This window comes from Pseudomonas sp. TE3644 (assembly GCF_056278815.1).
Genome location: NZ_JBWBQF010000001.1, coordinates 1551192 through 1574998, shown reverse-complemented (window position 1 = coordinate 1574998; position 23807 = coordinate 1551192). Strand labels below are relative to the sequence as shown.

At 63.9% G+C, this 23807-nt stretch carries 23 protein-coding genes; 14 read left to right on the top strand and 9 right to left on the bottom strand.

Features of this window, described 5'->3' with window-relative positions; genetic code table 11:
* Nucleotides 1–31: 31 nt before the first annotated feature.
* The 3 genes from nuoM (at nucleotide 32) to ACZ9GA_RS07115 (ending at nucleotide 4681) form a co-directional block, all read left to right on the top strand.
* Complete coding sequence (nuoM, locus tag ACZ9GA_RS07125; RefSeq protein WP_457363344.1) at nucleotides 32–1564, top strand: NADH-quinone oxidoreductase subunit M; 1533 nt, start codon at nucleotides 32–34, stop codon at nucleotides 1562–1564.
* A 7-nt stretch (nucleotides 1565–1571) separates the two neighbouring features.
* Entirely contained in the window at nucleotides 1572–3041 is a 1470-nt protein-coding gene (nuoN, locus tag ACZ9GA_RS07120) for an NADH-quinone oxidoreductase subunit NuoN (RefSeq protein WP_027979507.1), read from the top strand.
* Between the two features lie 542 nt (nucleotides 3042–3583).
* A complete protein-coding gene (locus ACZ9GA_RS07115; protein WP_457363345.1) occupies nucleotides 3584–4681 on the top strand; it encodes an alpha/beta hydrolase in 1098 nt (365 codons plus the stop codon).
* Between the two features lie 111 nt (nucleotides 4682–4792).
* On the opposite strand, the gene ACZ9GA_RS07110 is transcribed toward ACZ9GA_RS07115, so the two are convergent.
* On the bottom strand, nucleotides 4793–5191 hold the full coding sequence (locus ACZ9GA_RS07110) for a VOC family protein (protein ID WP_457363346.1): 399 nt from the start codon (nucleotides 5189–5191) through the stop codon (nucleotides 4793–4795).
* Between the two features lie 105 nt (nucleotides 5192–5296).
* On the opposite strand from ACZ9GA_RS07110, the gene ACZ9GA_RS07105 reads away from it, so the two are divergent.
* The 3 genes from ACZ9GA_RS07105 to ACZ9GA_RS07095 all read left to right on the top strand — a co-directional run bounded on the left by ACZ9GA_RS07105 (nucleotide 5297) and on the right by ACZ9GA_RS07095 (nucleotide 7196).
* Nucleotides 5297–6013, top strand: coding sequence for a CbtA family protein (locus ACZ9GA_RS07105; protein ID WP_457363347.1), 717 nt, complete (start codon nucleotides 5297–5299; stop codon nucleotides 6011–6013).
* A 176-nt stretch (nucleotides 6014–6189) separates the two neighbouring features.
* Entirely contained in the window at nucleotides 6190–6543 is a 354-nt protein-coding gene (locus ACZ9GA_RS07100) for a YkgJ family cysteine cluster protein (protein WP_027979503.1), read from the top strand.
* A gap of 68 nt (nucleotides 6544–6611) precedes the next feature.
* The gene (locus ACZ9GA_RS07095) at nucleotides 6612–7196 is read left to right on the top strand and encodes a class I SAM-dependent methyltransferase (protein WP_457363348.1); all 585 of its coding nucleotides are present in this window, start codon (nucleotides 6612–6614) and stop codon (nucleotides 7194–7196) included.
* A 102-nt stretch (nucleotides 7197–7298) separates the two neighbouring features.
* On the opposite strand, the gene pstB is transcribed toward ACZ9GA_RS07095, so the two are convergent.
* The 4 genes from pstB to pstS all read right to left on the bottom strand — a co-directional run bounded on the left by pstB (nucleotide 7299) and on the right by pstS (nucleotide 11027).
* Nucleotides 7299–8072, bottom strand: coding sequence for a phosphate ABC transporter ATP-binding protein PstB (pstB, locus tag ACZ9GA_RS07090; RefSeq protein ID WP_027979501.1), 774 nt, complete (start codon nucleotides 8070–8072; stop codon nucleotides 7299–7301).
* Nucleotides 8072–8944: a phosphate ABC transporter permease PstA gene (gene pstA / locus ACZ9GA_RS07085; RefSeq protein ID WP_457363349.1), complete on the bottom strand. Its 873-nt coding sequence runs from the start codon at nucleotides 8942–8944 to the stop codon at nucleotides 8072–8074. Before pstA ends, pstB begins: the two co-directional genes overlap by 1 nt.
* Entirely contained in the window at nucleotides 8941–9933 is a 993-nt protein-coding gene (gene pstC, locus ACZ9GA_RS07080; RefSeq protein WP_457363350.1) for a phosphate ABC transporter permease subunit PstC, read from the bottom strand. The genes pstA and pstC overlap by 4 nt, the downstream gene beginning before the upstream one ends.
* A 74-nt stretch (nucleotides 9934–10007) precedes the next feature.
* Complete coding sequence (gene pstS, locus ACZ9GA_RS07075) at nucleotides 10008–11027, bottom strand: phosphate ABC transporter substrate-binding protein PstS (RefSeq protein ID WP_457363351.1); 1020 nt, start codon at nucleotides 11025–11027, stop codon at nucleotides 10008–10010.
* A 142-nt stretch (nucleotides 11028–11169) separates the two neighbouring features.
* On the opposite strand from pstS, the gene ACZ9GA_RS07070 reads away from it, so the two are divergent.
* Nucleotides 11170–11340 carry a hypothetical protein gene (locus ACZ9GA_RS07070; RefSeq protein WP_457363352.1) on the top strand — a complete coding sequence of 57 codons (171 nt, stop codon included), beginning with the start codon at nucleotides 11170–11172 and terminating at the stop codon, nucleotides 11338–11340.
* A 568-nt stretch (nucleotides 11341–11908) separates the two neighbouring features.
* Here ACZ9GA_RS07070 and ACZ9GA_RS07065 read toward each other — a convergent pair.
* Nucleotides 11909–12832, bottom strand: a complete 924-nt coding sequence (locus ACZ9GA_RS07065) for a carbon-nitrogen hydrolase family protein (protein WP_457363353.1) — start codon at nucleotides 12830–12832, stop codon at nucleotides 11909–11911.
* Between the two features lie 85 nt (nucleotides 12833–12917).
* Between ACZ9GA_RS07065 and ACZ9GA_RS07060 the strand changes: the two genes are divergently transcribed.
* Nucleotides 12918–13850, top strand: a complete 933-nt coding sequence (locus tag ACZ9GA_RS07060; RefSeq protein WP_457363780.1) for a LysR family transcriptional regulator — start codon at nucleotides 12918–12920, stop codon at nucleotides 13848–13850.
* Here ACZ9GA_RS07060 and ACZ9GA_RS07055 read toward each other — a convergent pair.
* Entirely contained in the window at nucleotides 13830–14084 is a 255-nt protein-coding gene (locus ACZ9GA_RS07055) for a hypothetical protein (protein WP_457363354.1), read from the bottom strand. The genes ACZ9GA_RS07060 and ACZ9GA_RS07055 overlap by 21 nt on opposite strands.
* A gap of 131 nt (nucleotides 14085–14215) precedes the next feature.
* Between ACZ9GA_RS07055 and ACZ9GA_RS07050 the strand changes: the two genes are divergently transcribed.
* Nucleotides 14216–14533, top strand: a complete 318-nt coding sequence (locus ACZ9GA_RS07050; protein ID WP_457363355.1) for an ElaB/YgaM/YqjD family protein — start codon at nucleotides 14216–14218, stop codon at nucleotides 14531–14533.
* Nucleotides 14534–14627: 94 nt separating this feature from the next.
* On the opposite strand, the gene ACZ9GA_RS07045 is transcribed toward ACZ9GA_RS07050, so the two are convergent.
* Nucleotides 14628–15641, bottom strand: a complete 1014-nt coding sequence (locus tag ACZ9GA_RS07045; RefSeq protein WP_457363356.1) for an Ldh family oxidoreductase — start codon at nucleotides 15639–15641, stop codon at nucleotides 14628–14630.
* A gap of 147 nt (nucleotides 15642–15788) precedes the next feature.
* Between ACZ9GA_RS07045 and ACZ9GA_RS07040 the strand changes: the two genes are divergently transcribed.
* The 3 genes from ACZ9GA_RS07040 to ACZ9GA_RS07030 all read left to right on the top strand — a co-directional run bounded on the left by ACZ9GA_RS07040 (nucleotide 15789) and on the right by ACZ9GA_RS07030 (nucleotide 22359).
* Nucleotides 15789–20822: a dermonecrotic toxin domain-containing protein gene (locus ACZ9GA_RS07040; protein WP_457363357.1), complete on the top strand. Its 5034-nt coding sequence runs from the start codon at nucleotides 15789–15791 to the stop codon at nucleotides 20820–20822.
* Nucleotides 20823–20885: 63 nt separating this feature from the next.
* Nucleotides 20886–21869: a FecR family protein gene (locus ACZ9GA_RS07035; protein ID WP_457363358.1), complete on the top strand. Its 984-nt coding sequence runs from the start codon at nucleotides 20886–20888 to the stop codon at nucleotides 21867–21869.
* Between the two features lie 136 nt (nucleotides 21870–22005).
* Entirely contained in the window at nucleotides 22006–22359 is a 354-nt protein-coding gene (locus tag ACZ9GA_RS07030) for a fe2+ zn2+ uptake regulation protein (protein WP_457363359.1), read from the top strand.
* Between the two features lie 125 nt (nucleotides 22360–22484).
* Here the strand turns inward: ACZ9GA_RS07030 and ACZ9GA_RS07025 are convergent, their stop codons facing one another.
* Nucleotides 22485–22673 (bottom strand): hypothetical protein, encoded by a 189-nt coding sequence (locus ACZ9GA_RS07025; RefSeq protein ID WP_158157875.1) that lies wholly within the window; start codon nucleotides 22671–22673, stop codon nucleotides 22485–22487.
* A gap of 152 nt (nucleotides 22674–22825) precedes the next feature.
* Here ACZ9GA_RS07025 and ACZ9GA_RS07020 point away from each other — a divergent pair, with 152 nt between their 5' ends.
* Both ACZ9GA_RS07020 and ACZ9GA_RS07015 read left to right on the top strand, forming a co-directional pair.
* On the top strand, nucleotides 22826–22996 hold the full coding sequence (locus tag ACZ9GA_RS07020) for a hypothetical protein (RefSeq protein WP_457363360.1): 171 nt from the start codon (nucleotides 22826–22828) through the stop codon (nucleotides 22994–22996).
* 302 nt (nucleotides 22997–23298) lie between these two features.
* Complete coding sequence (locus tag ACZ9GA_RS07015; protein WP_457363361.1) at nucleotides 23299–23691, top strand: Mor transcription activator family protein; 393 nt, start codon at nucleotides 23299–23301, stop codon at nucleotides 23689–23691.
* Nucleotides 23692–23807 lie beyond the last annotated feature (116 nt).

The window sequence follows — 23807 nt, the reverse complement described above, 5'->3', positions numbered from 1 at the left end:
TTGCGACTTTGCGAAAGGAATTGAGCCCGTCATGATTCTGCCCTGGCTGATCCTGATCCCCTTTATCGGCGGCCTTCTGTGCTGGCTGGGTGAGCGCCACGGCGCCACCCTGCCACGCTGGATCGCGTTGCTGACCATGTCCCTGGAACTTGCCATCGGCCTTTGGCTGTGGGCCCACGGTGACTACCACCTCTCCCCTGCCCCGGGCGCTACCCCGGTGTGGGCCTACGAGTTCAAGGTCCAGTGGATCGAGCGCTTCGGCATCAGCGTGCACCTGGGCCTGGATGGCCTGTCGCTGCTGATGATCTTGCTCACCGGCCTGCTGGGTGTGCTGTCGGTGCTGTGTTCCTGGAAAGAGATCCAGCGCCACGTCGGCTTCTTCCACCTCAACCTGATGTGGATCCTGGGCGGCGTGGTCGGGGTGTTCCTGGCCCTGGACCTGTTCCTGTTCTTCTTCTTCTGGGAAATGATGCTGGTGCCGATGTACTTCCTCATCGCGCTCTGGGGTCATAGCTCGTCGGACGGCAAGAAGACCCGGATCTACGCGGCGACCAAGTTCTTCATCTTCACCCAGGCCAGCGGCCTGATCATGTTGGTGGCGATCCTGGGCCTGGTGCTGTTCAACTACAACACCACCGGCGTGCTGACCTTCAACTACGCCGACCTGCTCAAGGCCAAGCTGCCCCACGGTGTGGAATACATCCTGATGCTGGGCTTCTTCATCGCCTTCGCGGTGAAGCTGCCGGTGGTGCCGTTCCACTCCTGGCTGCCGGACGCCCACGCCCAGGCGCCAACCGCCGGTTCCGTGGACCTGGCCGGTATCCTGCTGAAGACGGCGGCCTACGGCCTGCTGCGCTTTGCCCTGCCGCTGTTCCCGCACGCCTCGGCCGAGTTTGCGCCGATTGCCATGACCCTGGGCCTGATCGGTATCTTCTACGGCGCGTTCCTTGCGTTCGCGCAGACCGACATCAAGCGCCTGATCGCGTTCTCCAGCGTGTCGCACATGGGCTTCGTGCTGATCGGCATCTACTCCGGTTCGCAACAGGCGCTGCAAGGCGCGGTGATCCAGATGCTGGCTCACGGCCTGTCGGCGGCGGCGCTGTTTATCCTCAGCGGCCAGCTGTACGAGCGCCTGCACACCCGTGACATGCGCGAGATGGGTGGCCTGTGGTCGCGCATCGCCTACCTGCCGGCCATCAGCCTGTTCTTCGCAGCCGCCTCCCTGGGCCTGCCGGGCACCGGCAACTTCGTCGGCGAGTTCCTGATCCTGATCGGCAACTTCCCGGTAGCCCCGATCGTGACCATCATCGCCACCTCGGGCCTGGTGTTCGGTTCGGTGTACTCGCTGATCATGATCCACCGCGCCTACTTCGGCCCGTCGAAATCCGACGCGGTACTGGCCGGCATGGACACCCGCGAACTGATCATGGTGCTGGGCCTTGCTGGCCTGCTGATTCTGCTTGGCGTCTATCCGCAACCGTTCCTGGACACTTCGGCCGCCACCATGGCCGGTGTGCAGCAGTGGTTCGGCACCGCTTTCACTCAACTCGCTTCGGCCCGGTAAGAGCGCTATGGACCTGACCCTTCAACACTTTATCGCGCTTGCACCGCTGCTGATCACCAGCCTCACCGTTGTCGTGGTGATGCTGGCGATCGCCTGGCGGCGCAATCACTCGCAAACCTTCCTGCTGTCGGTGGCGGGGCTGAACGTGGCCCTGCTGTCGGTGTTGCCGGCCCTCAAGGTGTCGCCCATCAGCGTCACCTCGCTGATCCAGATCGACCACTTCGCCTGCCTTTACATTGCCCTGATCCTGGTCGCCACGCTTGCGTGCGTGACCCTGGCACACGCCTACCTGGGTGATGGCGGCTCGGGCTACCCGGGCAACCGCGAAGAGCTGTACCTGCTGATCCTGATGGCTGCCGCCGGCGGCATGGTATTGGTCAGCGCGCAGCACCTGTCGAGCCTGTTCATTGGCCTGGAGCTGCTGTCGGTGCCCACCTACGGCCTGATCGCCTACGCCTTCTTCAACAAGCGTTCGCTGGAAGCCGGCATCAAGTACATGGTGCTGTCGGCCGCCGGTTCCGCCTTCCTGCTGTTCGGCATGGCGCTGCTGTATGCCGACGCCGGCAGCCTGCAGTTCGGCGAAATCGGTCGCGCCCTGGCGGCCACCGGCAAGCCGAGCAGCCTGGCGGCCCTGGGCCTGGGCATGATGTTCGTGGGCCTGGCGTTCAAGCTGTCGCTGGTACCGTTCCACCTGTGGACCCCGGACGTGTACGAAGGCGCCCCGGCGCCGGTGGCGGCCTTCCTGGCCACCGCCAGCAAGGTAGCGGTGTTTGCGGTAGTGGTGCGTCTGTTCCAACTGTCGCCTGCGGCCAGCAGCGGCGTGCTGACCACCGTGCTGGAAGTGATTGCGGTGGCGTCGATCATCATCGGCAACCTGCTGGCGGTGACCCAGACCAACCTGAAACGCCTGCTGGGTTTCAGCTCGATTGCCCACTTCGGCTACCTGCTGATCGCCCTGGTGGCCAGCAAGGGCCTGGCGCTGGAAGCCATCGGCGTATACCTGGTCACCTACGTGATCACCAGCCTCGGCGCCTTTGGCGTGATTACCCTGATGTCCTCGCCGTACAACGGCCGTGACGCCGACGCCCTGTACGAATACCGCGGCCTGTTCTGGCGCCGTCCGTACCTGACCGCCGTGCTGACCGTGATGATGCTGTCCCTGGCCGGCATCCCGCTGACCGCCGGCTTCATCGGCAAGTTCTACATCATCGCCACCGGCGTCGAGTCGCACCTGTGGTGGCTGACCGGCGCCCTGGTGATTGGTAGCGCCATCGGCGTGTTCTACTACCTGCGCGTGATGGTCACCCTGTACCTGATCGAGCCGACCCTGCGTCGCCACGATGCGCCGTTCAACTGGGAACAGCGCACCGGTGGCGTGATGCTGCTGGCGATCGCGATCCTGGCGTTTGCGCTGGGAGTGTACCCACAGCCGTTGCTGGATCTGGTGCAGCATGCCGGGTTTCAGCTTGTTGGTTAATTAACCCTGCCATAACAAAACACCCCGCCGAGTGCGGGGTGTTTTGTTTTTGGCCTCCCAAAAACCCCAGCCATACAAACAAAGGCGGACCAGGTGATGCCACAGACATAACTGGCCCGAAACAGATGTGGGACCGAGGGAACCTCGGGAAGCGCCGCGCGGGCGGCGCTCGATCTCATGAACACCACAAAACCCCCGCCATGCCCCTCTCAAATCCCCCGCGATCGCGTAGCCGCTGTCGCCAGGCTGCGCTGGCCTGTGTGAACCCTGAAGATCTCCAGTGTGGTGGAGGGCCAGCGCAGCCTGGCGGCAGCGGCTACAGGATTGTGTTATGGCCACCAGGGGCATGGCTTGGGGGTTTGCAGCGGTCTTGAGATCGAGCGCCGTCCGCACGGCGCTTCCCGAGGTTCCCTCGGTCCCACATCTGTTTCGGGCCAGTTATGTCTGTGAGATCACCTGGTACGCCGTGGATTTGTGTCGCGCCCCTATGCGCCAGGCGCTACAGTTGGGGAAGTCTTTCTTTTTGTTCAAGGCGCTTTTTGATGACCAAACCCTTCCCCCTCCTGCTGCTCGCCGTCGCCCTGCTCGCCGCCTGTTCCAGCGCCCCCAAGGCCCCCACCCCCGAGCAACTGGCGCAGATCGAAGCGGCCAACCTGCGCACCGACGCCGACATGAGCCTGGTGCTGAACAAACTGGCCAGCCTCAACCCGCAGCCCATCGAAAGCCTGGACGTGGCCACCGCGCGCGTTCAACCCACGCTGGCCGATGCCGCCAAGGCGGTGCTGGCTGATCAGGGCGCCAGCGGCGACATCGCCGGCGTGCAGGCCTATGACCGCAATGTACCCGGCGCGGCAGGGCAGATTCCGGCCACGGTGTATACCCCGGACGGCGGCGGTGCCAAGCCGGTGATTCTGTATTTCCACGGCGGGGGCTGGGTGCTGGCCGACCGCAAGGTGTATGACAGCTCGGCGCGCGCCCTGGCCAAGGTCGCCGACGCAGTGGTGGTGTCCATCGACTACCGCCGTGCGCCGGAAGCCCCCTTCCCGGCGGCCGCCGACGACGGCGTGGCGGTGTACCGCTGGCTCACCCACTACGCCCGCGCTGTAGGCGGTGACCCGATGCACCTGGCTTTGGCCGGTGAAAGCGCGGGGGGCAACCTGGCGCTGGCCACCGCCATCGCCGCCCATGAACAAGGGCTGGCTGCGCCCAAGCATGTGCTGGCGATCTACCCGGTGACCCAGACCGGCAGCGACACCGAGTCCTACACCAAGTACGCCAACGCCAAGCCGTTGAACGCGGCGATGATGCCGTGGTTCTTCAACCAGTTGCTCAGCGACCCGGCGCAAAAGCAGGACCCGCGCCTGGACGTGCTGCATGCCAATTTGCAGGGCTTGCCGCCGGTAACCTTGATCAATGCCGAAGTGGACCCCTTGCGTGACGATGGCGCGCTGATGGAAACCGCGTTGAAGGCGGCCGGGGTGAACGTGGAGCGGCGGGTGTACAGCGGCGTTACCCATGAGTTCTTTGGGCTGGGCAACCTGGTGCAGAAGTCGGCGCAGGCGCAGGCCTATGCTGGCGAGCGGCTGACCGCCGACCTGCACCGCGCTATCTCGGATACCCCCGACACCCCCGCCCCATAACGACCCTGTAGCCGCTGCCGCCAGGCTGCGCTGGCCCTCGACCCCGCTGCAGATTTGCAGGGTTCACACAGTCCAGCGCAGCCTGGCGGCAGCGGCTACAGGTGTTGGGCGTTATAATCCGTCAGCGTGCACAAAGCACAGCTTGTTGCCCTCCGGGTCGCGGCAGTAGGCGCCGTAGTAGTCGGGTGAATACTGCGGTCGCAGGCCCGGGGCGCCTTCATCCGTGGCGCCCAGCGCCAACGCCGCGTGCCACGCGGCATCCACCTGTGCCCGACTGCCCGCGGCAAAACTCACTTGTACGCCATTGCCCCAGGTGGCCGGCAAGCCATTGATCGGCTGCTGCACGAAAAACTGCGGCCAACGCTGGCCAGGCCTCTGCCAGCCTTCACCCGATGGGCCGCCATCGTCCTCGACCGGCATACGCACCATCCCCAGCGCCCCCAGCACTGCGTCATAAAACGCCGCCAGTCGCGCCACGTCGCGCGCACCCAGTTGAATATGGCTGTACATGGTTGATCCTCCCTTTGCCGTCTTTATGACAAAAAACTCAGCCCCACCGCAATGGCCCAAGGCGGGTTTACACTCGCCTCATCCCTTCATCACACGAGCGCTTTCATGACCGCCTCCCTGATCCTGCGCGGGATGTTCGTCGGCATTGTCGCCGGCTTTCTCGCGTTCAGCTTCGCCAAGTATTTCGGCGAACCCCAGATCGACCAGGCCTTCGCCTTTGAAGAACACCTTGACCAAAGCGCCGCCCCGGAACTGGTGGGCCGCGAGGTGCAAAGCGGCATCGGCCTGATCAGCGGCGTGCTGATCTACAGCGCCAGCCTGGGCGCATTATTCGCCCTGGCCTTTGCTAACTGCGTGGGCCGCGTCAGTGGCCTGGGCCCGCGAGGGCTGTCGGCGCTGCTGGCGCTGGCCGGTTTCGTCGCCGTGATCGTGGTGCCGGCGCTGAAATATCCGGCCAACCCGCCGTCCATCGGCGACCCGGAGACCCTTCGCGAACGCACTCACTTGTTTGCGCTGATGGTGATGCTGTCAGTGGTGGCCATGGTCATCGCGGTCAATTTCGCCGCCAAGCTGCTGCCCCGGCATGGCGCCTGGACCGCCGCGCTGGTGGGCATCGGCCTGTACCTGCTGGTGATCAACCTGGGCGGCTCGGTGTTCCCGCCGATCAATGAGGTTCCAGAAGGCTTCCCAGCGGAAAACCTGTGGCAATTCCGCCTGGCCACCCTGGGTATTCACTTGGTAATGTGGACCGCCCTGGGGCTTGTTTTCGGCTACCTGACCGAGCGCGATTTCCGCCGCCTGCGCTGGCAATCCCAACGCTGATACAGCGCTTTCCGATGGCCGGTTTTCGCTGCACAAAACCGGCCACAACGCCACACAAATATATTTGCAAAAGCACCCCCTGCCCCCCTTCTCAACGCCTTGGCGATGCCTAGAATAGGCGCTCGGTTGTGGTCCTCGTCCTGAGGTCGCCGCCCGTATCGAATTCATCCTCAATCATGTCTGATAACAACCCTTGCGTGAGTTGCGGCGCCTGCTGCGCGTTTTTCCGTGTGTCGTTCTACTGGGGTGAATGCACCTCGGTGGGGGGCCTGGTGCCCGATGAACTGACCGTGCAGGTCAGCCCCAACCACGTGGCCATGCTGGGCACCGACAGCAAGCCGGCGCGCTGCACCAGCCTGGCCGGCGAGATTGGCTGCTCGGTGGGCTGCACCATGTACGAGCAGCGCTCCAGCACCTGCCGCGAGTTCGAAGCGTCGTGGGAAACCGGCTCGCACAACGAAGCCTGCGACCGCGCACGGGCACACCACGGCCTGCCGCCCCTGGAGCCGGGCTGGGCGCTGAGCGCCTGATTGCCAGTGAACGTTGGGTAGTGGCAAAGTGTCTAGCGTTCTAGCACGCCGCCTTTCAGGAACTGACCGTGGACCCGAAGACCCTCGACGCCTACGACCAGCGCGCCCCCGACTACGCCCGCGAGTGGGACCGCCAGGCGCCGCCCAGCGACATGTACGCCCTGCTGCTGCGTCATTTCCGCCCCGGCCCCACGGTGGACGTGGGCTGTGGCAGCGGCCGCGACCTGGCTTGGCTCAGCGCCCAGGGTTTCGACGCCCTGGGCGTTGAAGCCAGCACCGGCCTGCTGACCCAGGCCCGCACCCTGCACCCCGATCAGCGTTTTGCCCTGGCCAGCCTGCCCACCCTGCAGGGGCTGCAAGCCGGCAGTTTCCAGAACGTGCTGTGCGAAACCGTGATCATGCATTTGCCCGAAGACCAGGTCGCCGCCGCCACACGCCGGCTGCGCGAACTGCTGCGGCCTGGCGGCACCTTGTATTTGAGCTGGCGGGTTACCCCCGAGGCGTCCATCCGCGACGCGGCCGGGCGCCTGTATAGCGCGTTTGATCGACGGCTGGTGCGCGAGGCGTTGGGGAGTGTTGAGGTGCTGCTGGATGACGAGTCACTGAGCGTGTCGTCGGGCAAGCGCGTGCATCGGCTGATCGTACGGGTGTAATTCCCGTAGCCGCTGCCGAAGGCTGCGCTGGCCCTTGTGCACACTGGAGATTTCCAGCGAGGTACAGGGCCAGCGCAGCCTGCTGGCAGCGGCTACAGTGGCTTAGCCGAACCGGCCGGTGATGTAGTCTTCGGTCTGGGTCTTGGCCGGGTTGGTGAACAGCGTGTCAGTGTCGCCGTGCTCGATCAGCTCGCCCATGAACATGAACGCGGTATAGTCCGAGCAGCGCGCGGCCTGTTGCATGTTGTGGGTCACGATGATCACGGTGAACTGCTCTTTGAGCTCGGTGATCAGCTGCTCGATACGCCCGGTGGAGATCGGGTCCAGTGCCGAGGTCGGTTCGTCCAGCAGCAGTACCTGCGGCTTCAGCGCGATGGTACGGGCAATGCACAGACGCTGTTGCTGGCCACCCGACAGGCTCTGGGCGCTCTGCTTGAGCTTGTCCTTCACCTCACCCCACAACGCGGCGCCGTGCAGGGCCTGCTCGACACGGTCGTCCATTTCGCGGCGACCCAGCTTTTCATGGTGACGCACGGCGTAGGCGATGTTGTCGTAGATCGACATCGGGAACGGCACCGGCTTCTGGAACACCATGCCCACGTGGCTGCGCAGGCGGTTCATCGAGTAGCTGGGGGCCAGGATGTTCTCGCCGTTGAGCAGTACTTCGCCCTTGGCTTCCTGTTTCGGGTACATCGCGTAGATACGGTTGAACACGCGCAGCAGCGTGGACTTGCCGCAGCCGGACGGGCCAATGATGGCGGTCACGCGCTTCTCGGGGATGTCCATGTCGATGGATTTCAGCGAGCGCTGCTGGTCGTAGAAAAATTCAAGGTTGCGCACACGGATTTTGGTGCGTTCCTGGGCAAGACTTGTCATCAGTGAGACCTATTGCGCAAAAGGATCAATCGGGAAAGCAGGCTCAGACACAGCACGAACAGGGTCAGCACCAGGGCCCCGGCCCAGGCGATGGCGTGCCAGTCGTCGAACGGGCTCATTGCGTATTGGAAAATGACCACCGGGACGCTGGCGATCGGCTTGAGCAGGTTGCTGCTCCAGAACTGGTTGCCGAAGGCGGTGAACAGCAGCGGCGCGGTTTCGCCGGTGATGCGCGCCAGGGCCAGCAGCACACCGGTCACCACGCCCGCCTTGGCGGCACGCAGCACGATCTGCAGGGTCAGTTTCCACTGCGGCACGCCCAGCGCCAGCGCCGCTTCGCGCATGGTCGAGGGTTGCAGTTGCAGCATTTCATCGGTGGTGCGCACCACCACCGGGATCACCAGCAGCGCCAGGGCCAGGGCACCGGCGAATGCCGAGAAACCGACCAGGTGGTTGGTGAGGTGGTTGAGCGGCAGAATCACCGCGGTGTAGATGAACAGGCCCAGCACGATGGACGGCGCCGACAGCAGGATGTCGTTGATAAAGCGCACGGTGTTGCCCAGCTTGGAATGGCGGGCAAACTCGGCCAGCCAGATACCGGCGGCCAGACCAATCGGCGTGCCGATCAGCAAGGCCAGCACCGACATCAGCGCGCTGCCATAAAAGGCGTTGGCCAGACCGCCCTCGGTGCCCGGTGGCGGGGTCATCTGAGTGAACAGGTTCAGGTTCAGGGCCTGGAAGCCATTGATGACGGTGGTGATCAGGATCCACACCAGCCACAACAGGCCGAAGGCCGTGGCGCCACAGCTCAGCGTCATGGCGATGCGGTTTTTCAGGCGGCGAACGCGGTACAGCCGCTCGTGGTCGTTCATAGTCCCTCTTTACGCGACAAGCGCATCAACATCAGGCGGGCGGCGGCCAGCACCACGAAAGTGACGATAAACAGCAGGAAGCCCAACGCGATCAGTGCCGAACGGTGCAGGTCGGTGTAGGCCTCGCTGAACTCGTTGGCGATCACCGAGGCAATCGAGCTGCTGGGCATCAGCAAGGAAGCGGAGAACTGGTGGGCGTTGCCCAGCACGAAGGTCACCGCCATGGTTTCACCCAGTGCGCGCCCCAGGCCCAGGAAGATGCCGCCGACCACCGCCGAGCGGGTGTAAGGCAGCACGATGTCCCACACCACTTCCCACGTGGTGTTACCCAGGGCGTAGGCCGATTCCTTGAGCGTGGTCGGCACGCTGCGGAACACCTCATGCATCACCGAGGTGATGAAGGGGATAATCATGATCGCCAGCACGATACCGGCCGTCAGCATGCCGATGCCCAGTGGCGGGCCCTGGAACAGCGAACCTATCAGGGGCAAGGCGCCCAGGTGATCGTTGATCCACGGCGCCATGTGCGCGGCCATGAACGGGCCGAAGATAAACAGCCCCCACATGCCGTAAATGATGGACGGGATACCGGCCAGCAACTCGATCGCCGAGGCAATCGGCATGCGCAGCCACATGGGCGCCACTTCCGTAAGAAAAATGGCGATGCCGAAACTCACCGGAACGGCGATCAGCAACGCCAAAAGCGAGGTCACCAGGGTACCGAAAATAGGCACCACGGCGCCGAACTGGCCGTTGACCACATCCCACTGGGTGCTGGTCAGAAAGCCGAAACCAAAGGTGCGAAACGCTTCGCTGCCGCCCCACAGGGTGGAGCCGGCGATGCTCAGCAGCAACACCAGCACCAGCATCCCGGCACCCATCATGGTGCGGCGGAACCACATGTCGTGACGATGATCGCGGGCCGCACGGGCTTCGCTGGCATCCTGGCTGGTGTTGGTTGAGGTCATGTATTGGGTGTTATCTGTCATGGCAATCCACTCGCAAGGCAGACGCCCCCGCAAGACTCTTCAAGGTCCGCAGGGGCGCGCCGGTTTACTTCACATCAATGGGCGAAATCGGATTTCCAGTAACCTTCGATCTTCTGCACCAGCGAGCTTGGCAGTGCTACGTAGTCCAGGGCGCTGGCCTGTTGCTGACCGTTTTCCAGGGACCATTTGAAGAAGTCGAAGGCGGCCTTGCTTTGCTCGGCGTTCTTGGACTGCTTGTACATGATGATCCAGGTAGTGGCAGTGATCGGCCAGGCGTTGTCGCCCGGGGCGTTGGTCATGATCAGGTTGAAGTCCTTGGCGCTGCCCCAGTCGGCGGTGTCGGCGGCAGCCTGGAAGGCCTTGGCGTTAGGCTCGACGAACTTGCCGGCGGCGTTCTTCAGCTGGGCAGTGGCCATTTTGTTCTGCAGGGCGTAGGCGTATTCGACGTAGCCGATCGAACCTTTGATCTGCTTCACGTAGGCAGCCACACCTTCGTTACCCTTGCCGCCCACGCCTACTGGCCAGGCTACGGTGGTGCCGAATTTCAGGGTTTCAGCCCAGCTTGGGCTGACCTTGGCCAGGTAGTTGGTGAAGTTGAACGAAGTACCCGAGCCATCCGAACGATGCACCACGGTGATGGCGGTTTCTGGCAGCTTGACGCCAGGGTTCAGGGCCTCGATGGCCTTGTCGTTCCACTTGGTGATCTTGCCCTGGAAGATGTCAGCCAGGGTCTGGCCGTCCAGTTTCAGCTTGCCGCCTTCAACGCCTTCAACGTTGAACACTGGCACGATGCCGCCGATGACGCTGGGGAACTGGCCCAGGCCGGCTGCCTTGAGGTCTTCAGCGCTGAGGGGGGCGTCGGATGCGCCGAAGTCAACGGTGGCTGCCTTGATCTGGGCGATGCCGCCGCCCGAACCGATGGACTGGTAGTTGATGCGGTTGTCTTTCTGCTTGCTGTAGTCCTGGGACCACTTGGAAAGCACCGGGTACACAAAGCTGGAGCCCGCTCCGGTTACATCGGTCGCGTGGGCCAGGCCAGTGAGGCACATGGAGGCCAGCAAGAGCGACAGACGAGTTTTGTTCAGCAGCGTCACGGCAACACCTCGGCAAATGAGTTTGAGTGGGTCCTACCCACACGGGTTTGGCCGTGACGATTTAATGCTTTGAATATTTCGGTTTAATGACAGTTAGATGGATGGGGGGTGAAATATTCCAATGGGCCAGTATTGAGGGGGCTTGAAACGCCAGGACCGGGCTCCGCCCAACAGTCCTGCGACCCCCGCTTTGGCTTTGGCTTTGGCTTTGGCTTTGGCTTTGGCTTTGGCTTTGGCTTTGGCTTTGGCTTTTGATCTTGCTGTTGCTTTGGCTTTTGATCTTGCTTTTGATCTTGATCTTCGGCCCCGTTAGAGCCAAGGGCCGACCGGAGGCGTCGATCAAGCGGTCTTCGGCGTAGCCGAAGAAGACGGAACCGGAGGCGCTTCTATTCCGGGCCGTCGTCCGCTTGATCGACGCCGTAGGGAGGGGACCCGGAGCGCAGCGCAGGGCCCAGGCTCGGGGCCAAGACCTTTTGGTTACTTTTGGGGCGACTGCCAAAAGTGACTCGGCGTAAGGCCGAAACCGCCAGTGGCCGCACCCTCGATAATGGATATGCCCACCACCCTCAAAAGCGGGATACGGACAACGTGTACATATCCATTACCACCAGCGATGCGCAGTCACCTTTCCGCCCTTACCGCGGGTCACTTTTTTCAGTCGAAAAAAAAAACCAAAAATTCTCAGCCCCGAGCCCGGTCCCTCCGCTTCGCCCCGGGTCCCCTCCCTGTGACGTCGATCAAGCGGACGACGGCCCTGGGCTCTAACGGGGCATACAATCAAGATCAAAGGCCTCACGGGAGCAACAGCTGCCTCGCTTGGGAATTGTTTTGGATGGGGCGGCCAGCGCAGCCTGGCGGCAGCGGCTACGGGGTTCGGCGTGTTACTGGATGAATTTAACGCCCGGCCGTTCGCGTTCATCGACCACCAACTCGAACACATCCGGCCGCGAATAGTGCCCAACCACGTCGAAATCGTAGCGCGCACGCACAAGCTCCTCACTGTCGATCTCAGCCACCAACAACCCCCGCTCCCCCACCAACGGCCCAGCCAACACATCACCCAAAGGGCCAATAATGACACTGCCACCATTGATCAATGGACGTCCAGCCGGCCAGTTCGCAATGGCCTGCCCCAACACCTCAGGCGAGTCCTGCACCTGACACGCACTGACCACAAAACACCGCCCCTCACACGCCACATGCCGCATGGTCACCTGCCACATCTCACGCTCATCCACCGTGGGCGCACACCACACATCGACCCCTTTGGCATACATGGCCATGCGCAACAGCGGCATATAGTTCTCCCAACACACCGCCCCACCGATACGCCCCGCCGCCCCCTCAACCACCGGCAGGGTCGAGCCATCGCCCTTGCCCCAGATAAGCCGCTCGGTGCCGGTAGGCATCAACTTGCGGTGCTTGGCCACCAACCCCTGCTGCGGGCAGAAGTACAGCACCGTGCAGTACAACGTATGCCCACTGCGCTCGATCACCCCCAGCACCAGGTTGGCACCGGTGCGCTGGGCCAGCCCGGCCAGGGCCTCGGTTTCGGCGCCGGGCACGTCGATGGCGTTAGCGTGGTAGCGGGCGAAGGCGTCACGGCCCTCGGGCAGGCGATAGCCCAGTTGGGTGCCGAAGGTTTCGCCTTTGGGGTAGCCACCCAGCAGGGCTTCAGGCATCACCACCAGTTGCGCACCGGCCTGGCGGATGGCGTCTTCATAGCTGAGGATCTGCGCCAGGGTATCGGCCTTGCCGCCGGGCAATGAACCGATCTGCAGGGCGGCGACGATGGACGTGGGCATGCTGGCAAACTCCGTGTGCAGGAAAGATTGCACATTGTGGTGGCCTGATGAATCATGAATAAAGCCCACTGCGCTTCTGAATGATATTAACCACATGAATATCGTCGATGTTGATCTCAACCTGCTGAAAGTCTTCGAAGCCCTGCACGACGAAGTCAGCGCCAGCCGCGCGGCCCTGCGCCTGGGCGTTACCCAATCGGCGGTGAGCGCCGCGCTGCGGCGGCTGCGCGAGGTGTATGGCGACCCGCTGTTCGTGCGGACCGGGCGCGGGCTGGCCCCAACGTTGCGAGCAGATCAGCTCAAACCGCTGATCAGCGAGGCGCTGAACAAGTGCCGGCAAAGCCTGACCCTGCTGGACCCGCACGCCAGCGATTACACCGGCCGCGCGGTCAGCCTGGGGCTGTCGGACGATTTCGAGATTGCCTTCGGCCGCGCCTTGATCGACGACCTGGCCACAAGGGCGCCGGGGCTGCGACTGATTTTCCGCCAAACCCACACCCAGATCGTCGCCCAAGCCCTGAGCGAGCGTACGCTGGACCTGGCCCTCACCGCCGGCGGCTTCAATGAACGGATGTTGAGCCGCCAGGTGCTGGGCGACGGGCATTACCTGAGCCTGGTGGACCCGCAGAGCCTGGCGCCCGGGCAGGCGCAGATCAGCGTGGACGAGTTCGTCGCCCGCGAGCAGATCCTGATTTCTTCCGGCGGTTTCATCGGCATCATCGATGAGGCGCTGGCGGCGCTGGGCCGCAGCCGCCAGGTGCTGGCCTCGACCACGCACTTCGCCGCCCTGCCCTATCTGCTCAAAGGCACCCGGGCCATCGCCACGGTGCCCGCCCATGCGGCGTGGCGCCTGGCCGAGGTCAGTGGCCTGGTGCCACTGGCGTGCCCGTTGAGCCTGCCGCGCTACCCCATTGAAATGGGCTGGCGCACCCACGCCCAGATCGACCCGGCGCTGGAGCGGGTGCGCGAGGCCATCAGCGCCACGGTGGGGTCGGCGTTACTTGTTGGCAGCCATTAGCCGGTTGACTTCGGCGCGCACCATGTTGGCGTACTCGGGCGGCGACATGCCGTCCAGTTCCGCACGCACCCACTCGGCCCAGCGGCCCTTGCGCTTGGACTTTTCGCCGATCAGGCGCGCCGCATCGGCCTTGGCCTTGCCCAGGTTGGACTGCCAGAGGTCAAACAGGCGGGATTTGTCGTCCTCGATCAGTGCCCGTTCGGCGAGGCTCATGTTGGCCAGATTGAAACTCATGGGGTAACCCTGCAGCGTGAAAATTGGCGGCTATCTTACACTGTCGGGCAGGCTCACCTGAACACCGCTGCAACTTTCAAGACCGCCTGCAATCCATTGTTCATCGCCATCAACTATCAGGAGCACCGCATATGGCCCGTAAAACTGCCGCGCAAGCCGCCGATCAGATCAAGGATCAGGCCTTCAGTGAACTGCAGGCGCTGATCGAGGAATCCGAAGCCCTGCTCAAAAATGGCGCATCGCTGGTGGGCGACGAAGCCGAGACCTGGCGTGAACAGGTCGGCCTGAAGCTCAAGCAGGCACGTGAATCGGTCACCGGCGCCCGCGACCGCGCGCAACCGGTGGTGGAAGCAACCCAGGAATACATCGGTGGCCACCCTTGGCAGACCGTCGCCATTTCGGCCGGCTTCGGCCTGGTAGTGGGCCTGCTGTTGGGCCGCCGCTCCTAAATCGCTTGTAGCCGCTGCCGCCAGGCTGCGCTGGCCCTCACCCCACTGAAGATTTCCAGTGTGGACACGGGCCTGCGCAGCCGGGCGGCAGCGGCTACAAAAGGCCGCGCAAGCGATTCAGCTCTTCAGTACCCACCGTCACTCCCTCCACCTCGGCCCTTGCCCGCTCGCGATAACGTCGCTCACCCGCCCGCCGCGTAACCCCGGCATCCTCCATGCGCTCCACCAGCTCCCGACTGCGCGCGGCAAAATCATTGCCTGCTGCCTTCGACGGATCAATGACGATGATCAATTGCCCCGTCCACGGTGTCTGCGCCCCAGGGTGTTTGCTCCAATCGAAGCCGAACGAAAAATGGCCCCCCGTCAGCGCTGCCGCCAGCAGTTCGACCATCATCGACAGCGCCGAGCCCTTGTGGCCACCGAAAGGCAACAACGCGCCGCCGTCCAGGATGGCCTTGGGGTCGGTAGTAGGCTGGCCCTCACGATCAACCCCGGTACCCGCCGGCACTGGCTGCCCCTGGCGCGCAGCAATCTGCACATCGCCATGGGCCAGGGCGCTGGTGGCCATGTCGAAAACGATGGGATCATGCCCCTCGCAGGGGGCGGCGAAGGCAATCGGGTTGGTGCCAAACAGCGGTTTGCGCCCACCGTGGGGCACCACGCAGGTCATGCTGTTGACCAGGCTCAGGGCCAGCACGCCTTCGCGGGCGAACGGCTCCACGTCGGGCCACAACGCGGCGAAATGATGGGAGTTGCGGATCGCCAACACCGCAATACCGGCCTCCCGGGCTTTGTCCACCAGCAGCGGCCGGGCCGCTGCCAGCGCCGGCTGGGCAAAGCCGTTGGCGGCGTCCACACGCACAAACCCCGAGGCCACGTCCTCCACCACCGGCACCGCCTGCCCGTCTACCCAGCCGCTGGCCATGGACGACACGTAACCGGGCACGCGGAACACGCCATGGCTGTGGGCGCCGTCGCGCTGGGCGGTGGCGCAATTGTTGGCCAGCACCTGCGCCACCTGGGCAGAGGCACCGTGGCGCTGGAAGATCTGCTGCAGCAACTGCACCAGTTCGGCGTAGGGCAAGGTCTGGCTGTGGACATCCGACATCGACAAGGCTCCCGGGAGTATTCACCGATTAATCGCACCCGCTGGCGGGGGCTGTCAAGGCTGCGGGCGCCCTGCATAGCTACCACCGTGCAGGCAGCGTCGAGACCTAAGGTAGGCCTTCCATTGACCTACTCAACGGCTAATACCATGTCAGCGATCAACATCCCCTTTTTCCATCCCGCCCTGCTGCAAAGCCACTACCAGACAGACCTGGGCACCGCGGTAGCCACTGAAACCCTCAGCGAAGCGGAGCAGGCCTGGCTCTCCACGATCGATACCGCCAGCGCCAGCATCAGCGCCGCGCGCCCCACCCTGCCCGAAGGCCAGCGCCTGGACCCGCAATTGGCGCCCGCGGTAGTGCTGACCCACACCAGCAACCGCTGGACCGCGGTGTACCTGTGGACGGCCCTGGACGGCATCCAGCCGTTCGATGATCGCAGCGCCCTGCACCAGCATTTGCGCCGTGTGCAAAACGACGCCACGGCAGCATTCAGCCTGGAAAAAATCGACGGCCCCGTGTTCGAGGCACTGGCCGTGAACTACCTGCTCAGCCGCGGCGAGCACCTGGAGGAAGTTGCCCAGTGGTTTGCCCAATTGCCCAACCTGGATGATCAACTGCAGGCCCTGCTGGCGCCGCTGATGGAGCAGCATTACCCCGAGCTGCCGGGCGGCTCGCGCAGCCTGTGGCTGCAGGTGACCCGCGGCAGTGACGGCGCCGTACTGCGCACCATGACCCTGGCCCAATGGCACCTGCAGTGCTTTGCCGGCCAGTCGCTGGCCGATGGCGAACACCTGCGCTGGCTCAATCCTGATGGCACCCCGTTGAGCGAGGACGTGTGGGCGGCCTTCCAGCAGGCGATCGACAACAGTCCAGGCACCCTGCCGGACGCCTTCGTCAACAGCCTGTCGATTCAATGGGCCACCCAGCGCGACAACATCGCCCAACTGTACGGCGCAGCCTTCTATCAGGCCCTGCTGCAAGCGCGGTCCAACGGCAACATCGAGCAGGCGCACTGGCCCTGGCTGCGTGCCGCCCTGCCCCAGGGGCGCGCCGAAATGATCGGGCTGATCGATGCCAGTTCCCCAGGCCAGCCCTTGTTGCTGCCCGGCGCCCTGCTGTTCAGCGATCCGTCCGCCAGCAGCCTCTATGCCTACGACGGCTTCGGCGAACTGCAACGCCACGCCAGCCGCAGCTCACTGGCCCTGGACCTGGCCATGCAACCCGATCCTTCGCCATTGCTGGCGCTGGATGACCGGCCCGCCTGGGGCCAACTGAACATCCCGCACCTGTGGAGCACGCCCCTGGGCGCGACACCGCTGCTGGCCAGCGTCGACGCCATCCGCCAATGCCAGGCCCGCGACTTGCGCACTTGCCTGGCCGTGAAGGCCGGAACCCCGGGACGGGCCATCGTGCAGGTGGATGAAGTGCTGGATGTGCGACGCAACCTGGAACTGCGCCTGGCGGCACTGGACAGCGCCCGGCGCTGGCGTTCGGTGCCGCTGCTGAACCAAACCGTGCTGGTGCCCAAGGCAGGCGCCCAGGGACAGACCGCGCAATGGCTCAAGCAGCATCACGAACTGGGCAACCGCTTCCAGGCCTTGCGCGGTGGCACCCAGGACGCCGAGGCCACGGCGCAGGCGCTGCTGGCACCAGGGCTTGCGGTGCTGGAGCCATTGTGGACCAGCCAAAACATTGCATTTGACCTAAAGGGTACCGAACCTTCGCAGACGCGTACCGTCACCCTGGGCGACCTGCTGCTTGAACGGGGCAGCCGCAGCGGCGGCCCTCGCGCCCCGCTGCCAGCAGCCCAAGCCACCAATGGCGAGGGCGAATCGCTCTACGCCCTGCACCCGGCCCTGGTGGAAGGCCTGCTTGGCCACGCGGGCGCGCGCCTGCTCAAGCGCCTGGGTACCACGGTGGACAGTGACCGCGGCTGGCGCCTGCAGGGTGTGTGGGAGGACGCACGGCAAGCCATGCCACAACTGCGCGAGTCCTTGCTGCGGCTGGACCTGAGCATGCAGCGCACCTTCGGGAAACTGCCCGTTCCCCTGCTCGACCTGCTGCAGCAGGTGCTGGACTACCCCCTGCACTCTCAGCGCCAGGCCCGACCGATCGCGGCGCAAGTCCACGGCTTGGCGATTTCGGTCAACGGCCGCGGGCCCACCACGCTCACCAATTGCTTCGTGGTACACGCCGGCGGCGAGGCGACGGGCCCGGTACTGTTCTGGTCCTGCCTGAACGGGCTGCATGCCTTCGATTCGCTGGACCAGTTTCGCACCTGGTTGCTCGAGGATCTGCAGATCGCGCCAGGCAAATGGGAATGGCGGCGTCTGCTGCCCGCCGGCGAACAATACCTGCCCAGCAAAGACACCCAAGGCGTGCCGGGCAATACCCTGGCCATCAGCACCTGGCCAATCACCCAGCCGCTGACGCTGCAACTGCACGCCGATGAGCGCAAACGCCAGCAACGCGCGGTTCGGCAGGCCTTCCAGACAGCCATGTCCATGCGCTTCAACGGCGAACTGACCCGGCGCTACATGCACCTGAGCGCTTTGGATGATGCGCTCACCCTGCACGTGCAAGGGCTGTCCTACGCCCTGGAGTACTGTCACTTGCGCGCCGTGCTGCCCAAGTGGCTGCTGGAAGCGCCCATGCAGGATTTCGTCGCCTACACCAACCTGGTCTCCCAGTTGGCCTACCTGCAGAACCTGGGGGAAGAATACCTGTTCGACATTCCCGACCTGCAGAGCTTCAGCAAGGCGCGCGTCAGCGAACGCCTGCGCCAGGACATGGGCGAGCTTGCGCCCGACCCCGACCAGGTGCTCATTACCCTGCACCAGTACCAGTCCATGCCGGTACCGCCAGGGCAGATACCCTCCGCCGTACCCGCCGCCACCCAACTTCGACGCGAAACCCTGACGGCTGCCGCCCTGGATCAGTTGTCGTGGTTCCCCGGCACCCCCGCGACCGTGGAAATGGCTGACCTGCAGCCAATGCTCGCTGGGCTGACGCCTCAGTACCTGCGCGAACTCATCGAGACGCTGAACGTGGCCAAGGCCTACCGCGACCTGATCAGCGAAAAATTCCGCATAACCGACCCCGACTACCCCGAGCGCCTGCGCCGCTATGGCAAACGCGTGGTGCCAGAGCTGTCGACCAGCGCACGGCAGCAACAGCTGATGGGTACCCTCAGCCGAACAGCGACAGCCTTTGTCGAGCATGTACTGACCCTGCCTGACGGCCTGGCCCGTCCACCGCTGGACGGCGTGGACATCGTGCTGCGGCCCTTCCAATTGAAAGCTGCCGACTACCTGGACCCGGACCTGGTGATAGGCACCCACCTGATCGGCCCCAGGGACACCAGCCAAGGGCCACAGGTGCTGTACATGCTGTACGACAGCAAGCATCAATTCCGCGAGTTCGCCAATCTATCCGCCTTGCTGCAGGCCCTGCGCACCGACACCGACCTGCAGGACAAGATCATCGCCCACCTCCCCTCCCGGCTGCAGGATCGCTACAGTCGCGGCGGCTTCCGCCACCCGCATTTTCCCGAGGCCGTGGGCGGCGATGGCTTTGACGTGGAGCTGCGCAGCGATGGCACGCAAGTGGTCGACGCCACGCCAGTGGCCGGCAATGCCCTGAACTACCTGTTCCGCGACAACCTGGCTGTATTGCTGGACTACGCCCTGACCAACTCCGTGACCCGCGACGAGGCACGCTGGAAGCAGTGGTGGTACCTGATGACCCTGGGCCTGGAACAAGGCACCGTCCTGCTGCCCGGCCCCCTGTCCTCGGTGGTCAACGCCTGGGAAAGCCAAAGCTGGTTCCAGTCTGCGTTCAGTGCTGCGGTTGAGCAACGCTGGGGCGAAGCCCTGGGCAGGTTCGTCGCCGGCCTGGGTTTGCTGGCCGGTGCCCGCGAGGGTAGCGAAAAGATGGTCGGTGCCAGGCGCCGGTCGCTGCCCTACGCCCCCGGCAGTCCCTCCCGACCGGCGATGGGCGTGGCGAGTGCGCAACAGGCGCGGCTCAAGCCCTTCACCGTCGAGCACATGGCCCTCAACGTCATGACCCACGACGCAACCACTCACCTCTACAGTTTTTCCGGCCGCCAGTACGCACAGGTCAAGGGGCAGATCTACCAGGTGCGCCAGGACGATGGCCATTGGCATGTGTACAAGGGCCAGCGCAAAGGCCCGGCCATTGAATGGCAGGCGTCCGGCGCATGGGGCCTGAAACCTACGCCGCGGGTGGCCAATGCCGGCTTCAGCATCACGCGCATCCTGGACCTGCGCGGCACGCAAAAGGAGGTCGCGAGCTGCTTCATCCCCCAAACCCGCTCGATGGGTGAGCTGTTCACCGTCGATCCGGTCAAGGCGCAGCAGTTGGGCACCGGTTACTACCAGGCGCAGACCTACCTGCTGACCGCCCTGCAAAACCTCAACGCCCGGCACCCCGAGCGCCCCTTGCCGGCGGCGACCGAAGCCATACTGGCCAACACGTTCGGGGTCTCGGCCAGCACCCCCAAGCTGCTGGGCAAAGTGCGCACGACGTTCAAGGCGCTGCTATCGCACCTGTGCGACCGTTCACTGGAACCGCTGGACTCCCATCGCTACGTGGTGGGCGAAAATCGTGACGGTTATGAAAATACCTACGGCTTCGTCTACCCCAAAGACCCGCTCAAACGCATTTTCCTCACCGAGCGCTTTTTCCGCGTACGCACCGAAATACTCCAGCAGGTGGACCCGACGTTAACCACGGTTGACCCGCTGGTCCACCTGCAGGCCACCACGCTGATTCACGAAGTGTCGCACCTGGCCGTCGACACCACAGACATTGCCTACCTGGAAGCATCGGTGCCGCACATCGATACCCTGCTTAACCAGACACCTGACCAGAAAGCCTTCGTGACCCTGCTGACCCAGTACCGCCAGCGCCTGTCGCTGGCTACCCCCTGGGCCGATCTGTTCACCGTGCAGGACCGTGAGAGCGGTGAATTGCGTGACGTGGACGAGTCCGACGGACGAGCGCTGGGCCGGATCCTGGCCTTGGCCAGGACGAATGACCTGGACGCCGCGCGGGATCTGTTCCAGACCGATCAGGACATTCGCAGCGCGATTATCCTGGCCAACGCCGACTCCGTCAGCCTGCTGTGCTCGCAACTGGGGCGCGAACGCTGGCAGTGAAGGCTTCAGCCAATCCGGCAAGCGGGTTAGAATGGCGTACACCTGACCGAGCTGACCCGCCCAATGCCTGCTGCCCCCTCCCACCCAGACGCCATCGCCGAGGCCGCGGCCCACTGGTGCCTGCGCCTGAACAGCGATGATTGCACCGCACAGGAGCGGGCGGCCTTCGAACAGTGGGTGGCCGCAAGCCCCGAACACGCGGCAGAGTTTGCCGCCATGCAGGACCTTTGGGGCCTGTCCGCGCATCTGCCGCGCCCCCAGCCTGACCAGGCGCTGCCCACACCGCGCGCCCCCCGGTCGGTGCGCCGTTGGGCGGTGGCGGCAGCGGTCGCCCTGCTGGGCTTGCCCCTCGCCGCGTTCACCGGCTGGAACGCCGGCTGGCTGCCGGACGCCTACCAGCACGAAAGCAGCCAGGGCGCCTTGCGCCAGGTGGTGCTGGGTGATGGCTCGCGCGTGGAACTGAACCTCAACAGCGAGCTGACCTACACCCACTTCAAGGACCATCGGCAAGTGCGCCTCAGCCACGGCGAGGCGTTTTTCGAGGTCGCCCACGACGCCCAGCACCCGTTTGTGGTCAAGGCTGCCGAGGGCCGCATCAAGGTGACCGGCACGCGCTTCAACGTGTGGAAATACCAGGACCAGGTGCGCGTTACGCTGCTGGAAGGCTCGGTGCTGGTCAGCAGCATCAATGCCGACCCCGACGGCGGCTTCCGCCTGAGCCCAGGCATGCAGGCCCGCTACAAGGCCGGCGATTACGAGCCGCAGTTGAGCCAGACCTATGCGGGGGACACCAGCCTTGCGTGGCGCGACGGCAAGCTGATCCTGGACAACCTGCCGCTGGTCGACGCCCTGCCGCTGATCAATCGCTACCTGGAAAAACCCTTGGTGCTGGGCGATGACCGCAGCGCGCGGATACGCATTGGCGGCATGTACGACACCTCCCGGATCCGCTCGCTGGTGACCAGCCTGCCCAAGGTGCTGCCCATCTACCTGACCCGCAACAGCGAAGGCGATACGGTGCTCAACAGCATCCCTTCCCAGCCTTGAAGCGAACTTTTCCCATTCCATACACGGGAAAATCACAAATTTTCGACAGTCGGGGCTTCATGATTGGGTCGGTCCATTCGTCCTATAACTTAGGAGCGACAATAAACCGGACCAGCTCGGTAACAGGAGTCTTCGCATGCACAACTCGCCAATGCCCACCCCAACCTTCGCTGCCACCCGCCATCTGCCTGCAGAGCCCGTGGCGGAGCGTTGCAGCAACAGCCAGATCAAGGATGTGCTCAAGAGCTATGGCCTGCGAACCAGCCTGATCCGGCTCAAGGTGATCGACGCCTTGCTCAGCGCCGACCGCGAGGGTCGCACCATTGGCGTACGCACCGCCCATGCGCATTTGCAGGAGCTGGACATTCCGCTGTCGTTTCTCAGTGTGCGTGAAGTGCTCAAGCGCTTGTGCAGCGAAGGGGTCATCGAAGCGCGCGCCGACAAGACCTACGGCCTGAGCGAGCATGCGTTGGCGATGCTGCGGCACTAGTTGCCCCGGCAGCAACGGTCTTGAAACCGCGTCGTCTGCATCGCGGCCAAGGCCGGCTCCTACGCCATCCGCGGTAGGAGCCGGCCTTGGCCGCGATGCAGACGACGCCGTGCGTGGCGTGAACCTCAGGGCTTGACCTTGCGACGCATGATGCCGTTGAGCACGACTACAACCACGGCCACGCCGATGGCAATGTACTGGAACGGTTTCTCGCCGATCATGCCGCCCTTCTGCATCCACGACAGGCCAAGCATGATGGCCAGTACCACGAGGGAGATGATGACGGAGTAGATCAGGCGCTGCTTCTGAGTCATTGGGGTTTCCTGGTGAATATGTATCGATCTGGTGTCATTGAGCACACCAAGCGCATACCCGATAAGCGGGATGCATCCGGTTTTTCAAGGTCTCATAGTACAGTGCCCATCCTGCTTTGTGGACGGGTGCTTCACTCTATGAGGATTTACCCATGCTGCGTCGAATCACTTTGCTGATTCCCCTTCTCTTGACCGCCACGCTGAGCGGTTGCTGGATGTTCATGCCGCCAGGCGGCGGTGGCGGCGGCCACGGTGGTGGTGGCGGCGGTGGTGGTTTCGGTGGCGGCCATGGTGGCGGCCCCGGCTTCATGCAAGGACGCTGATTCTGGAAGCGAGCCCCAGGGCTCGCTTTTTTCATGCCTGGCAGGCAACAACCTTCTACCGCCCATCCACCCAATAACATGGGTCGGCCAACCATCGCGTGATAGCTCCACGCCAGTTTCCCGGAACCACAGCGCTCCAACCTTCCCTTGGGCGACTCGCACTACACAACAACATCCCTTTTCCTACCGCTGCTATCACCATTGCCGTCTGTAGCGTCCCGCGATTCCACATAGAATTTGACCCAGCACCGCCACCTTATCGGTTGCCAAGCAAATCCAATCGCCATTACAAGGACGTCAACATGGATATCAATGACCTCAAGCAAGTCGACATCAGCCAACTGCCTCATTCCCTGCAACGGCTCATCGATTGCATCGGCGTGGAACATGCCTACCATCTGACCTGCCTGTACGGCGGTCGCCCCAAGTACATCCCCAAGCACCCTCAACGCACCGCACTGGCCAAGCACCTGCCACCCGAGGCACTGGCACGTCTGATCGAACGGTTCGCCGGGCTGGCCCTGGAAATCCCCAAGGCGGATCACTTCTGCCGCCAGCTGCGTAACCGGCAGATTCAGGAGGAAAGCACCCAAGGCAGCTCGCGCAGCGAACTGGCCGACAAATACGGCCTGAGTCTGCGCCAGATCGGCAACATCAGGCGCCAGGAAGGCAGCACCTACGCAGAGCGGCCATGAGCCCTGCGGCAACAGTGGTCTTGAAATGGCGTCGCCTGCATCGCGACCAAGGTCTGCTCCTACGCCGTGCGTGGTAGGAGCCGGCCTTGGCCGCGATGCAGGCGACGCGATCGACA